The organism is Nocardia vinacea, assembly GCF_035920345.1.
Classification (GTDB): domain Bacteria; phylum Actinomycetota; class Actinomycetes; order Mycobacteriales; family Mycobacteriaceae; genus Nocardia; species Nocardia vinacea_A.
Window position 1 is genome coordinate 5,085,286 of the sequence record NZ_CP109149.1, and the last position, 12,842, is coordinate 5,098,127.

The window sequence follows — 12,842 nt, forward strand, 5'->3', positions numbered from 1 at the left end:
ACCATGATTTCGAACTAAGAGGATGGCGATGGCGCGGCGCACCTACAACCAGTACTGCGGACTGTCCCGCAGCCTCGATCTCGTCGGCGAACGCTGGACGCTGCTGATCATCCGCGAACTCATGGCGGGCCCGAAGCGCTACACCGACCTCGCCGACGCACTCGACGGCATCGGGACCAGCCTGCTCGCCGCGCGCATCAAACAGCTCGACGACGACGGCCTGATCAGCCGGACCACCCTGCCACCACCGGCAGCGTCGCAGGTGTACGAACTCACCTCGGCCGGTCGGGAACTCGCGGCAGCGCTTGTCCCCCTTGCCATGTGGGGCATGCGGCACCATTTCGACGAACCGCGACGGCCCGAGGAGAGCTACCGCGCCGAATGGACGCTCGTCTTCCTCGCGACACTGATCGACCCGCCCGCCGACATGCGGGCGACGATCCAGTTCCACATCGACAGTTCCGCCGCGGCCATCGTCATCGACGACGGACGAGCCACCGTGACACCCGGTGAACTCGGCAATGCCGATGCCACCGTCACCACCGACCTGCACACCCTCGGTCGCCTCGGCACGCGCCAACTCGATCCGGCGGATGTGGTCGACCGCGTGCACGTCACGGGCGATACCGAACTCACCTTGCGCCTACTGGGATTGGTGATCGGTCACCGATGAATTCCCGGCAGCCGCGTCGCATCGAGCAGACCGGACCATACCGCCGAGGAGGCGCGTCACGCGGGCTGGGCGCGCCCGCGTCACAGCGATTCAGTGCGGGGTGATGCCGCGCGGGACGACCCGGATCAGATAATCGTCGCTCGCGGCGATTTTCGACTCCGGATCCTTACATCCGACGGTGACCTCGGCGCCGGCGGGTGAGGAAAAGGTCCACAGCGTCATCCACTCTTTTCCGCCGATTGTTTCCTGTTTTTTCGTATTGGTGGAACGGAGGTCTTCGTTGCGGCCGGTGCTGTCGGTTACCGCGCAGCGTAGGCTCCCGCTCGCCGCGCCCCAGTCGACGGGCACCTTGATATCCATTACGGCATCGGCGGGAATCGGCACTTTCTTGGTCTCCCCCAACGGAATCCGCACGCCGCCGTCCGGCTCCTCGTTTTCGATGGGCGTCGCACTCACCGAACTCGTTTCCGATGGTGCGGACGAACTCGACGCGGCCGTCGTGGACTTGTCATCGGTGCATCCCGCCACGGTAACGGCAAGTGCCGCCGTCGCCGTCATCCAGATCAGTTTCACAGGTCAACCTCTCTTCGACAGAGCATGACTACAACTTCCAGATGGACGCAGACTACATGGCGCGAAAATCGGCAATTTGTTCGCAAATAAGAGGACTCGGCGGATATCGAAATCTCCGATAGCGTCATATGCCATGACGATGCCCGTCGCATTCAGCACCCTCGATGTCCGCACCGCGGACGGCAATGCCGACGCCTACCTGGCCCGACCCGATGACGGCACCGCCCATCCCGGGGTGCTGTTCAATATGGACGCCTACGGCCTGCGGCCTTGGCTGCGCGAAATGATGCAGGCCATCGCGGCCAACGGCTACACCGTGTTGGCGCCCAATATTTTCTACCGAACCGCGCCCGCGCCGGTGCTCCCGATGCCCGATTCCGCCGATCCGGAAGGGCATGCGAAATTCTTTGTCGCACTGGGCCCGGCGCGGGCGGCGCTCACTCCCGAAAAAGCATTGCAGGACACCCGAACCTATCTCGATTGGCTGGACGCGGCCGACTTCGTGGCACCGGGTCCGGTGGCGGTAACCGGATACTGCATGGGCGGCCGACTCGCCTTGCGCGCGGCGGGCACATTCGGCAATCGCATCGCCGCAGCCGCCAGTTTCCACGGCGGCCGCCTGGCGGTCGACGAACAACCCGACAGTCCGCATCACACCGCCGCGGGCATTACCGCCGAATTGTTGATCGCCCATGCGAGCCAAGATGATTCGATCCCCCCGGAGCAGATCAGCCGTTTGGAAAAGGCCCTCGACGCCGCGCACGTCCGCTATACATCGGTGGTCTACCCAGATACCCGCCACGGTTTCACCATGCGCGACACCCCGGTCTTCGATCAGGCGGCCTACGACCGCCACCTCACCGATCTGCTCGACCTCCTACACCGGGCGTTCCGCAGCGCCTGACGAGAAGGGCAAGATGATCAGTGAGGACAGGAGCGCGAATGGAACTGAGCTACGGCGACGTGAAGGCCGCCGCCGATCGGATCACCGGACATGTGCGGCCGGTCGCCATCGCATCCGGGGACGCGATCGCGACGAACGGCGAGCTGTGGCTGGCACTGGAATTCATGCAGCACACCGGCTCGTTCAAGGCCCGTGGTGCCCGAAACTTCATCCAGGCGCACCAGGACGACGGGACGCTGCCAGATGCGGGCGTGACCATCGCATCCGGTGGAAACGCCGGACTCGCGTGTGCGTGGGCGGCCCGTGAACAGGACGTACGGGCGACGGTATTCCTGCCGACCACCGCGCCGCTGGTGAAGGTCGAGCGGTTGCGCGGTTACGGCGCGGATGTGCGCCTGGTCGGCGCCGAATACGCCGACGCACTCGCCGCCTGTCGCGAATTCGCCGACACCAGTGGCGCTTTGCCCTCACACGCGTACGACAACCCCTACATCGCGGCCGGAGCGGGCACCCTGATGGTGGAGATCCACCACCTGCTTCCCCAACTGGACACCATCGTCGTCGCGGTCGGCGGCGGCGGTCTGTTCGCCGGGGTCGCCACGGCCGCGGATCACTACGGCGTCCGAACGATCGCGGTCGAGCCGGAGCACTGCCGTGCGCTGCACGATGCGATCCAGGCCGGACGGATCGTCGACGCGACGGTCGATTCGGTCGCCGCCGATTCCCTCGGCGCCCGCCGCGCCACCGAATTGGCATTGCACGCGGCCCAGAACTATGACGTGACCTCGGTGCTCGTCCCCGACGCCGACATCATCGCGGCCCGTCTGGCGCTGTGGCAGGACCGCCGACTCGCGGTGGAACACGCCGCCGCAACGGCGGTCGCGGCGCTGACCACCGATGTGTATCACCCCGAGCCCGGTGAGCGGGTCTGCGTCGTACTGTGCGGGGCCAATACCGATCCGGCGGATCTGGCGCGATAAAGCGCACTACGCTCGATATCGACTCGGATGGAGGCACATCATGTCGGTTCAATCCCTGATGGTCCCGATCGGAACGCCCGCTCCGGAGTTCAGCCTGCCCGACCTCGACGGTCAGCTGCACACCCGCGCCGACTATGCGGACGGGCCCGGGCTACTGGTCATCTTCGCCTGCAACCACTGCCCGTATGTGCGGCACCTCGAGTCGAAGCTCGGCGAGGTGCTCGGCACGCTGACCATCCCCACGGTGGCGATCTGCACCAATGACGCCGACGCCTACCCGGATGACGCGCCGGAGCACCTGCGGGCCCAAGCCGATCGCGCCGGTTGGAAATTCCCCTACCTGATCGACGAAACACAACAGGTGGGTCGCGCCTTCCGGGCCGCGTGCACGCCGGACTTCTTCCTCTACGACGCACGCCTCGAACTCGCCTACCGCGGCGCATTCGACGAATCCACCCCGGGCAACGGTAAACCGGTGACCGGCAACGAATTACGCGGTGCGGTCGAGGCAGTACGCACCGGAGCCCCCGCGCCCGAGCCGCATCGGCCGAGCATGGGTTGCTCCATCAAATGGCGCGCCTAGGTGCCGATCACGGCATTCATGATGGTGCCCGCGCTGGTCGCGACGACACCGCCGATCATGGCTCCCGCCACCATCTTCGGCGATTGCAGGCCGCCGCCGGACCACTTCTCCCAGGCGAATCGACCGCCCGCGTAGGTGATGGCGGTAATGCCCGCCAGCAGGATGAACCAGGTGAAATAGCGCACCATCTGCAGGATCTTGTCCGCGAGGGGCGGCGCCTCAGGTGTCGGGTTGCCGAGTTGGGCCAGGACTGCTCCATACGTGTCATGTGCCGCGGCGAGAATCATGCTCACAGTCGTACCCCTCTTCTGATATCGGCGACGCTGGTAAGCGTCTAGCCAGATAATAGCGGCTCGACTCGAGACAGATTGTGCAGCAACCGGATTCAACGACATACCGGTCAGCTGGATTCCGACACGGTTTTGCGATCACGCCGCAGCATGTACAGCGCCATCGCCGATCCCGATATCGTGAGGACAGCGGCTATCGGATAGATCGAACGCAGTCCCGGTCCGTCATCGATGGCCCAGCCGCCGATGCGGCCCGCGCATGCGGCGGCGAGTTGGAATCCGGAGGCATTCACCGCGACCGCCAGTGTGGGTGCCGCGCCCGCGGCGGTCACGACCCGGATCTGCATACCGGGAATAATCGCGAAGGCCAACACACCCAGCACGAAAATCAGTGCCACCGTGATCAATTGAATTTCGGCGACGGCCCAGAGCAGCGCAGGTGTGCTCGCCAGCGCGGCGAGCAGACCCACCAGCGATGGCATCAGCGCCTTATCGGCCAGCCGCCCGCCGAGATAATTGCCGAGCACCGCGCCTGCGCCGTACACCAGCAGCAGCGCGGGAACCACGCCCGCCGCGAAGCCGCTCACCTCAGTGAGCAGCGGGGTGAAGTACGTAAAGACCGTCACCACACCAACATTGCCGAGCGCGGTGAGCGCAATCGCCAATTGCACACGGCGATCGGCGAATACGCGCAGCTCCCCGCGCATCGATCCGCTCGACGGCGCGGGCATCGTCGGCAGGAAACGCAGCACGAGCAGCAGCGCGACGGCCGCGCACACCGCGACCGACACGAATGTCGCACGCCAGCCAAAAGTTTGGCCGATGGCCGCGCCGATCGGAGTGCCGCCGACAATGCCCAGATTCATGCCGAGCGCCACCTGTGCCACCGCCGCTGCCTCACGGCCGGGTTCGGCCGTCGAGACGACCGTCGCGATGGCGACCGCGAAAAACGTTGCCACCACGAGTCCTGCGGCGAATCTGGCCAGCAGCACGGTCGAATAGTTCGGTGCGAGAGCCGAACCCAGATTCGCGACGACCGCCACCGCGACCAAACCGACCACAAGCGGTTTGCGCGGCAGCCGCGCCGTCGCCACGGTCACCACCGGCCCGCCGACGATCATGCCGAGCGCATAGGCGCTCACCAGCAGGCCCGCCGCGGCCACCGACACCCCGAGACCATCGGCCACCTCGGGCAGGATTCCGGCGATTACGAATTCGCCGGTGGTCAGGCTGAAGACCACCAGCATGAGCGCAAAAACAGCAGGACGCATACATCCGCTCCAGATAGTTACAACTCAAATGATTTGAACTATAACTATCATAGTTCGAAGCATGACACTAGACTCGGCGGCATGAAGGAGCAGGCGCCGCCGAATCTCGCCGTGGATACCGAGATCGATCGGGATGTCTGCAAGCTGGTACATCAGTTCACCCACCGCCTCGACGTGCACGTTCGCCGCGTCGCCGAAGCGTTGGATATGACGCCGTCGCAGGTAATCGCCCTGCGTGAACTGTCGGATCCGATTACCGCGCGCGAATTGGCCACCAGAATGTCGTGCGAGCCGTCGAACGCGACCTTCGTACTGGACCGCCTCGAACAGCAGGAGCTGGTTCGGCGGCAACCACATCCGACCGACCGGCGCGCCAAGCAGATCGTGCTGACGGCAGCCGGGAAGCGGCGGCGCGCCGAGGTGCTCGACCTGCTGGGCGCGCAGTCACCACTGACCTCGCTCACCGCCGCTCAGCAGCAGACCCTGCGCGATCTGCTGCAGGTGATGGTGCAGCCGATTGTCTAACCATACGGTCGGACGTACTCTTTAGCTATGACGACTGAGGACAAGCGCCTACTGCGCGGTGCACGGAGTCGCCAGCTCGTGCTGCGCCAAGCGGTCGACACCGCATCCCTCGACGGTCTCGAGGGTTTGAGCTTCGGCAAGTTGGCGACTGATACCGGACTCAGCAAGGCGGGTGTGCAGACCCTGTTCAAGACCAAGGAGACGCTGCAACTCGCGGCGCTCGATTTCGGCCGCGATATGTTCATCGATGCCGTCATCCGTCCCGCCCGCGCGCAACCGCATGGGGTGCAACGACTTCGCGCCCTGATCGAATGCTGGATCGTCTACGCGCAGACACCGCTGTTCGCGGGCGGCTGCTTGCGGGTCGCGAATATGGCGGAGTTCGACAGCCGTCCCGGTCCGGTGCGCGATGCGCTGGTCCGCGAGCAGCGGGAGTGGGTGGCGACCATCGCGCGCGAACTCCGGTATGCCGTCGATGCGGGCGAAATCGCCGATCTGGATATCGATCTCGCCGCCTTCCAGATCGACGCCGTCCTCTGCGCCGCCAATACCGCACTGCGCCTCGGCGAAGTCGATGCGGTGCCCAAGGTCCGTCGAGTTGTCGAAAGCTTCCTCATCCCGGCGAGCTAGGGATCAGGGGCAGTCGGCGGTCTGCTGCAGCTCGATCCTGATCCGGTCGTCGCTGAGGATGAGGGTGCCGTCGCCGGTGGTGGTCCATGTGGGCGCGAGGAGCAGGAATTCGAGTAGCCAGGAGTCCTGGTCGGTGAATTCCGGCGGATAGGACAGCACGGTGGAGAACGGGGATCGGGTTTTCAGTATGCCGCTGTCGGCATCCACCTCGAACATCACGGTATTGGCGCCCGCGTGTGCGGACAGGCGGCGGGTCTCGTCGACGAACCACAGGGTGATCCAGGTGCCGCGGACCAGGAATCGTGGTCGGCCATTCTCGGTGACTGATGAGGAGACGTAGCGGTGGCCCCAGAGATCGGAGTCTTGCATCGGTGGATCGGCCCTTACTCGCAGCGTTCGACAGCCCATCTATCCTGATTCCCCCGCCGAGCCTGCAGAACGGCCCGGTCCACTGAATGAACCGATCAGCGAAGATTCTTCTCGATTTCGCGGGCGGCATGTGCGACCAGCCCGGGCAGATTCGGCGGAAACTGTTGGGACAGTGAGATACAACCGATCGCGGCCGCATCGCACATCCCAGGTTGACGGATTGCCGCTGCGGCACAACAGATCCCGGCTATCAGCTTGTGATGATCGACGGAAACCATTCCGGCATCGACGATTCCGGAGCAGACACGCTGCCATTCGGTAGCCGAATAGGTCGGCGGCGGGACGGTGTTGTCGGCCCGTCCCGCGAAGAGCACCTGCGCCAGCGCGGTGCGATAGACCAACTCCGGATCGACGGTGGTGTTGACGAAGAACTCGGCCCCCTTGATCCCGGAGACCATCCGAACCGCGCCCCCGTCGAGAATGCACACCGCGACAGTCGAATTCGTCAATGCGGACAATACCCGGGCGGGCCGTTGCGCGGCCCGGCGCAGCATAGGCGCGGCCTGCCAATGCCGCCCGAGCTCGGCCATCCGCTCGCCGACGAAATACCGCTGCTCCACCCGCTGCACGGCACCGAGCGCCACCAACTGTTCGGCCAACCGATATGCGGTGGCCTTCGCCAATCCGGTGGTGCGGGCCAGTTGGGACAGTCCACAGCCCTCCGGTGCCGCCGAAATGGCCTCCAGTATCTGGAAACCGGCGTCGAGCACACCGCGGCTCGTTCCGTCAGCCGATGGGCTACCGGCCATCGCGACCGTCCTCCTCCTTGCCGCGGCTCCTATCGGCACACGGCAAGAAAAGATGGTACGCCGGTTGTCGTTCGCAACAAGGCGTTCCGGAACGGGTCAGCTCACGTTGAGGACGACCTTGCCTGGGCCACGCCCCTTTTCGCTCTCCTCTTGTGCGGCTGCGGCCCGCTCGAGCAGGAAGGTCCGCGCCTCCCCCGGCAGCCGGAACGCACCGCTGGCGACACGTTCGGCGACCTGCTCGAGCAGTTCGGTAGGCCGCTGGGGACCGCTGCCCGCGAGGAAGGTGATGCCGAGTTCGCGGGCAGCCGGATCGGCGATCGTCACGATCCGGTCGGTGCCGCCGCGCAATTCGATTGCGGCGGGCAGCACACCGTATCCGGCCGCGTCGAAGACCGCGTCGATGCCGTTCGGCGCGAGTTCGCGCACGCGCTCGGCCAGCCCGGCACCGTAGGTGGTCGGGGTGGCGCCGAGTTCGCGCACAATGTCCTGATTGGCCGCGGATGCGGTGCCGATCACGGTGACGCCCTCGGCCGCGGCCAGCTGCACCGCCATCGACCCGACCGCACCGGACGCACCGTTGATCAGCAGCGTTTCGCCCGGTTGTATTTTCAGTGCCGCCAATGACTTCGCCGCCGCCGACACCGCGACCGGGAGCGATGCGGCGTCCGGCCAGGACAATTCCTCGGGTTTCTTCGCGACGGCATTGCTGAGGGTGTATTCGGCATACGCCGCGACGGCCCAGCCCAGTACCTCGTCGCCGACCGCCACATCCGTGACATCCGGACCGACCGCATCGACCACCCCCGCGATCTCACCACCCGGATACTGCGGAAACACCGGTTCGCCGAAAGACAGGGCGCCGGAACGGATCTTCCAATCCGCTGGATTCACCGCCGTGGTCCGCACCGCGACTCGGACCTGACCCGGGCCCGGTTCCGGGATCGGGATGTCGACGATCTGCAGTACGTCCGGACCGCCGAATTCGTAGAACGCAATCGCCCGCATCGTCCCAGCCTACGGGTCGGACCGCGCGCTTACGGGTAGCGCCGCCGGGTTTTCTCAGGAGAGTCTCATCGAACACCTACCCTTGGTCTCAGAACCGTTCCGTTCAATGACCGGTGGCTGCCCCGCCCGGTCCCAGTCTCACCCGGGCGGTAGGCAGCGCCAACTTCGGCAAGAATCCGAAACGACCTCGAACCTAATCGACGGCTATCTCGTAACTCCTACCACAACGAGCCGACAACGCCGAGGTCATGATGAGCGTCGAACACGTCAACCGTCGAACAATCGTCATCGGAGCAGGGGCCGCGGCAGTTGTCGCAGCCTGTTCTACGAGCGAAAACTCCTCGACGCAGGCCACCTCCAGTTCCACCGCGATACCGACGACGACATCGAGTTCCGTTGCCGCCGAACCTTCGCCGCCCCCGAACGAGGTGCCGGCCGGGCCGGAACCCACCCCCGGCACCGCACTCACCCGCACCTCCGATGTGCCGATCGGGTCCGGGGTGTTACTCGGCGATACCGTCGTCACCCAGCCGAGTCCGGGTAATTACCAAGCTTTTTCGGTGATCTGCACGCATGCGGGCTGTGCCGTCGACACGATCAGCCGCGGCACCATCAATTGCCCTTGTCACGGCAGCAGATTCAATCTCGACGGATCCGTCGCCACCGGTCCGGCCAGCCGGCCGCTTGCCGCGCGCACCATCTCGGTACAGGGCGAATGGATCGTCGCGGGCGCCTTCGCACCGCTACCCGCCGCCCGGCAAGAGGTCCAGGAGCAACCCGCACCGGCACAGCAGGGCGCACCGGAGAACGCCCTCGTCCGCGCCTCCGACGTACCAGTCGGCTCCGGGCTCATCCTCGGCGACACCGTGGTAACGCAACCGAATCTCGGTAATTACCAGGGCTTCTCGGTGATCTGTACGCATCAGGGCTGTGCCCTCAACGAAATCGCGGGCGGCACCATCAACTGTCCGTGTCACGGCAGCAAATTCAATCTCGACGGATCCGTGGCGACCGGTCCGGCAAACGAACCGCTGTCGCGCCGCGAGGTATCGGTACAGGGCGACTGGATCGTCGCGGGCGCACCGGCGACACCGCCGGTCATCAAGCCGTGGTGGTGCGAAATCCCGATATTCGCGCCGGGTAGTGCGGACTGCTGACTATTTCCGCCGCGCTGTTCGGGTGGCTCCGATGGAGGCCGCCACCACGCAGATGACGCCCGCCCATTGCGCCGCGTGCATGATCTGGCCGAGGACAATCAGTCCGGCGAGTGCGGCGGCCGCCGGTTCCAGGCTCATCAGCACGCCGAAGACGCGCGGTGGAATGCGCCGCAGTGCTTCGAGTTCCACGGAATACGGCAGTACCGACGACAGCATCGCGACCGCGAAACCGGCAGCGAGGACCGAGGGCTGGAACAGTGTGGCGCCCGCGTCGGCAATGCCGACCGGGACCATGAGCACACCGCCGAAGGCCATCGCAATGGCCAATCCCCCACCGCCGCTGGTCCGGTCACCGAGTGCGGCACTCAGCAGAATATAGCTCGCCCACAGGGCTCCCGCGGCCAGCGCGAACAGCACACCCGACCAACCGACATCGCCGCCCGCCTTGGTCAGCAGCAGTACGCCGCCACCGGCAAGTACGGCCCACACCGGATCGGTCCAGCGCCGCGAGCCGGCCAGCGCGACGGTGAGCGGCCCCAAGAATTCGAGGGTGACCGCCATACCGAGCGGAATCCGGTCGATGGCCTGGTAGAAGCACAGATTCATGGAGGCGAGCACGGTGCCGTAGCCGAGCACCACCGGTAGCGCCCGCCGCTCGATCCGCAGCGCGGACCGCCAGACCACCAGCAGCACCACCCCGGCGAAGAACAGTCGCAGCGTGACCGCACCCGCGGCCCCGGTGGCGGTGAACAGCTGCTTGGCCAGTGCCGCGCCGACCTGCACGCTGACGATCCCGATCAGCACCAAGGCCGTCGGCGGCACCCCGCCGAGCCCGCGCGCGTGCACCGCGCGCAGGGGCGTCAGCGGCCACGCCGACTTCGGATTCCGTTCGATATCGATCGCGACCACGCGGCGTCCTCCGTCCAAAAGCCCAGCATCCCAGAAACGGTCAGGCCGCCGGGCGAGGACCTGCCAGATCGACGAGATCGATATCCTTCGGCGCGGAATCGCGTTCGCCCGCTTGTGACTTCGCCCGCTTGCCGGCAACGAGATACGCAACGACCAGCAACACGCTCAGCCACACGTAGGTGTTCCCCCACAGGTGTTGCCAAGGCGTCCAAGCCAATTCGCGGCGATTATCGCCCGGCAGCCAGTTCTGCGGCCCGTAGACGAATGCCGCGGTGGTGAGGACGATCGCCACATACCAGCCGATCGCCCGACCGCGCGGCAGCGTGGTCGCGTAACAAACCATCGCGAACAGCGCGGGGGCGATCATCACCCAGTGATGCGACCAGGAGATCGGTGATACCAGCAGCGTGAAGACGGCGTTGATCGACAGCGCAAGTGCGGGCACCTCGGCGGCCTGCCGCATGGCCGGGACCACCAGCGCGAGCAGCGCCGCACTCAGCACCAACCACAGCACGGTGAACAGCGGCTTCTCCACGCCGAATCGGGCGAGCACGGCCTGGATCGACTGGTTGGTATGGAAGGACGAGCCGCTGAGTCCGGAGACATTGCCGAGTCCGCCGAACCAGTAGTTGACCGATTCCTTGGGCAGGATCGCGAAGCTGAGCGCGGTCGTCACCGCACCGGTGATCGCGGCGGTGACCGCGGCGCGATAATCCCGGCGCACCAGGAAGTAGAGCACGAATGCGGCCGGTGTCAGCTTGATCGCGGCGGCAACGCCGACCAGCATGCCGCGCCGCCATTTCGGCTTCGCGGCGAGCGCATCCGCGGCGACCAGCACCATCAGCAGCAGGTTCACCTGTCCGAAGTCCAGGGTGGAGCGGACCGGCTCCAGCAGCATGGCCAGCGGTGTCGCGCAGGAGGTGGCAAGCAGTGCGAGTTGCAACGCGCCACGCTCGGGCCAGCGCCGCCGCGCGACCAGATACAGCGTGACGGCCAGCGCCAGCGTCGAGGAGATGAAAAAGGTGAAGGCCGCGGCATCCCATGGCAGCAGCGCGAACGGGCTCAGCACCAGCGCGGCGAACGGCGGGTAGATGAACGGCAGGCCGATGCCGATGGTGGTCTGCGGCAGCTGGCCGTACATATCCGCGCCGTCGCGCAGCGCCTCGATACCGAGCCGGTACACCTGCAGGTCGATGAACCCACCGGTGATCCGGTGGAAGGGCCACAGCGGCGCCATCAGGCACCAGGCGGCGAAGGCGACGAGCAGTACCGGCACCAGCCACACCGCGCGCCCGAATCGTCGGTTCACGGGCTTCGACCTATCTGGGGTGGTGACACTACTCATCCGCGGCGACTATACCGACCCGCACGAACGCAGCCGAATCCGCGTTGTTGCTCATGGCAATCGGCCAACGCTCAGGACGCTCCGAACAAGCCCAGCAGATCGTTCTTGCCGAACATGGCGGCCGCGGCCCGCGCGGACGGCGTCCCGGCGTCCGGATCCGCACCCGCGGCGAGCAGGGCGCGCAGGATCTCGGTCTCGCCCTTGAAGACCGCACCGGCCAACGGGGTCTGTCCCTTGTCATTGGCTCGATTCGGGTCGGCATCGCGCGCGAGCAGCACCTGGACGGCGTCCTGATGACCGTGGTAGGCGGCCAGCATGAGCAGCGTGTCGCCGTTGTCGTTGGTGAGGTTGACCGGGACTCCGGCATCGAGGTACGCCGTGAGCCGCTCGGCATCGCCGTGCCGAGCTAGATCGAAGATCTTGGTGGCGAGTTCGATGAGGTCCGGGTCCGTCTCGTCATTGCCCATCTGCCAGTACTACCACTCGCGATGCGCCGGAGACGGCAGTTGTCACGGAATGATTCGGCCTGTCGCGGTCGATAACAGTTTCATAACTCGGCGATCGGGTAACCAGTGAACATGACAGTGACGCACAAGCGATTTCACCGCCCCGCCGGTGTCGATCGCGGAACCGCGCTGCTGGCCTCGGCAACCTGCCTGGTTTTTGTGGTCGGCATCGCCACCATCACCCGTTCCTTCCCGACCAGCGCGGCGGCCGCCGGATGCATCGCGGCCGGACTTGCCCTGACACTCGGCATCCTCCCGCACAGTCGGTAGCCGATCCACCAGAACCTCGACTCCACCACCGATACGGCAGGCT

17 protein-coding genes are annotated in these 12,842 nt (G+C 65.8%); 8 read left to right on the forward strand and 9 right to left on the reverse strand.

Features of this window, described 5'->3' with window-relative positions:
* Window positions 1-28 precede the first annotated feature (28 nt).
* Window positions 29-673 (forward strand): winged helix-turn-helix transcriptional regulator, encoded by a 645-nt coding sequence (locus tag OIE68_RS23265; protein WP_327101451.1) that lies wholly within the window; start codon window positions 29-31, stop codon window positions 671-673.
* A 90-nt stretch (window positions 674-763) separates the two neighbouring features.
* Here OIE68_RS23265 and OIE68_RS23270 read toward each other — a convergent pair whose 3' ends face one another.
* Window positions 764-1,246, reverse strand: coding sequence for a hypothetical protein (locus OIE68_RS23270; RefSeq protein WP_327101452.1), 483 nt, complete (start codon window positions 1,244-1,246; stop codon window positions 764-766).
* 133 nt (window positions 1,247-1,379) lie between these two features.
* On the opposite strand from OIE68_RS23270, the gene OIE68_RS23275 reads away from it, so the two are divergent.
* The 3 genes from OIE68_RS23275 to OIE68_RS23285 are packed head-to-tail and all read left to right on the forward strand — an operon-like array spanning window position 1,380 to window position 3,713.
* Window positions 1,380-2,150 carry a dienelactone hydrolase family protein gene (locus OIE68_RS23275; protein ID WP_327101453.1) on the forward strand — a complete coding sequence of 257 codons (771 nt, stop codon included), beginning with the start codon at window positions 1,380-1,382 and terminating at the stop codon, window positions 2,148-2,150.
* 38 nt (window positions 2,151-2,188) lie between these two features.
* Complete coding sequence (locus OIE68_RS23280; protein WP_327101454.1) at window positions 2,189-3,130, forward strand: threonine/serine dehydratase; 942 nt, start codon at window positions 2,189-2,191, stop codon at window positions 3,128-3,130.
* A 40-nt stretch (window positions 3,131-3,170) separates the two neighbouring features.
* Complete coding sequence (locus tag OIE68_RS23285) at window positions 3,171-3,713, forward strand: thioredoxin family protein (protein ID WP_327101455.1); 543 nt, start codon at window positions 3,171-3,173, stop codon at window positions 3,711-3,713.
* On the opposite strand, the gene OIE68_RS23290 is transcribed toward OIE68_RS23285, so the two are convergent.
* Window positions 3,710-4,000 carry a hypothetical protein gene (locus OIE68_RS23290; protein WP_174415132.1) on the reverse strand — a complete coding sequence of 97 codons (291 nt, stop codon included), beginning with the start codon at window positions 3,998-4,000 and terminating at the stop codon, window positions 3,710-3,712. The genes OIE68_RS23285 and OIE68_RS23290 overlap by 4 nt on opposite strands.
* A 113-nt stretch (window positions 4,001-4,113) precedes the next feature.
* On the reverse strand, window positions 4,114-5,274 hold the full coding sequence (locus tag OIE68_RS23295; RefSeq protein WP_327101456.1) for an MFS transporter: 1,161 nt from the start codon (window positions 5,272-5,274) through the stop codon (window positions 4,114-4,116).
* A gap of 81 nt (window positions 5,275-5,355) precedes the next feature.
* Here OIE68_RS23295 and OIE68_RS23300 point away from each other — a divergent pair, with 81 nt between their 5' ends.
* On the forward strand, window positions 5,356-5,799 hold the full coding sequence (locus OIE68_RS23300; RefSeq protein ID WP_327101457.1) for a MarR family winged helix-turn-helix transcriptional regulator: 444 nt from the start codon (window positions 5,356-5,358) through the stop codon (window positions 5,797-5,799).
* Between the two features lie 27 nt (window positions 5,800-5,826).
* Window positions 5,827-6,429 carry a TetR/AcrR family transcriptional regulator gene (locus tag OIE68_RS23305; RefSeq protein WP_327101458.1) on the forward strand — a complete coding sequence of 201 codons (603 nt, stop codon included), beginning with the start codon at window positions 5,827-5,829 and terminating at the stop codon, window positions 6,427-6,429.
* 3 nt (window positions 6,430-6,432) lie between these two features.
* On the opposite strand, the gene OIE68_RS23310 is transcribed toward OIE68_RS23305, so the two are convergent.
* From OIE68_RS23310 to OIE68_RS23320, 3 genes are all read right to left on the reverse strand, one after another.
* The gene (locus tag OIE68_RS23310; protein WP_327101459.1) at window positions 6,433-6,798 is read right to left on the reverse strand and encodes an META domain-containing protein; all 366 of its coding nucleotides are present in this window, start codon (window positions 6,796-6,798) and stop codon (window positions 6,433-6,435) included.
* Window positions 6,799-6,893: 95 nt separating this feature from the next.
* A complete protein-coding gene (locus tag OIE68_RS23315; RefSeq protein WP_327101460.1) occupies window positions 6,894-7,607 on the reverse strand; it encodes a helix-turn-helix domain-containing protein in 714 nt (237 codons plus the stop codon).
* Window positions 7,608-7,703: 96 nt separating this feature from the next.
* Entirely contained in the window at window positions 7,704-8,612 is a 909-nt protein-coding gene (locus OIE68_RS23320; RefSeq protein WP_327101461.1) for an NADP-dependent oxidoreductase, read from the reverse strand.
* Window positions 8,613-8,863: 251 nt separating this feature from the next.
* On the opposite strand from OIE68_RS23320, the gene OIE68_RS23325 reads away from it, so the two are divergent.
* On the forward strand, window positions 8,864-9,769 hold the full coding sequence (locus OIE68_RS23325; RefSeq protein ID WP_327101462.1) for a Rieske (2Fe-2S) protein: 906 nt from the start codon (window positions 8,864-8,866) through the stop codon (window positions 9,767-9,769).
* Here OIE68_RS23325 and OIE68_RS23330 read toward each other — a convergent pair whose 3' ends face one another.
* The 3 genes from OIE68_RS23330 to OIE68_RS23340 all read right to left on the reverse strand — a co-directional run bounded on the left by OIE68_RS23330 (window position 9,770) and on the right by OIE68_RS23340 (window position 12,490).
* A complete protein-coding gene (locus OIE68_RS23330; protein ID WP_327101463.1) occupies window positions 9,770-10,678 on the reverse strand; it encodes an EamA family transporter in 909 nt (302 codons plus the stop codon).
* 40 nt (window positions 10,679-10,718) lie between these two features.
* A complete protein-coding gene (locus OIE68_RS23335; RefSeq protein WP_327101464.1) occupies window positions 10,719-12,023 on the reverse strand; it encodes a glycosyltransferase 87 family protein in 1,305 nt (434 codons plus the stop codon).
* Between the two features lie 71 nt (window positions 12,024-12,094).
* The gene (locus OIE68_RS23340) at window positions 12,095-12,490 is read right to left on the reverse strand and encodes an ankyrin repeat domain-containing protein (protein WP_040694299.1); all 396 of its coding nucleotides are present in this window, start codon (window positions 12,488-12,490) and stop codon (window positions 12,095-12,097) included.
* A 111-nt stretch (window positions 12,491-12,601) separates the two neighbouring features.
* Between OIE68_RS23340 and OIE68_RS23345 the strand changes: the two genes are divergently transcribed.
* Window positions 12,602-12,799, forward strand: coding sequence for a hypothetical protein (locus OIE68_RS23345; protein WP_327101465.1), 198 nt, complete (start codon window positions 12,602-12,604; stop codon window positions 12,797-12,799).
* Window positions 12,800-12,842: the final 43 nt, after the last annotated feature.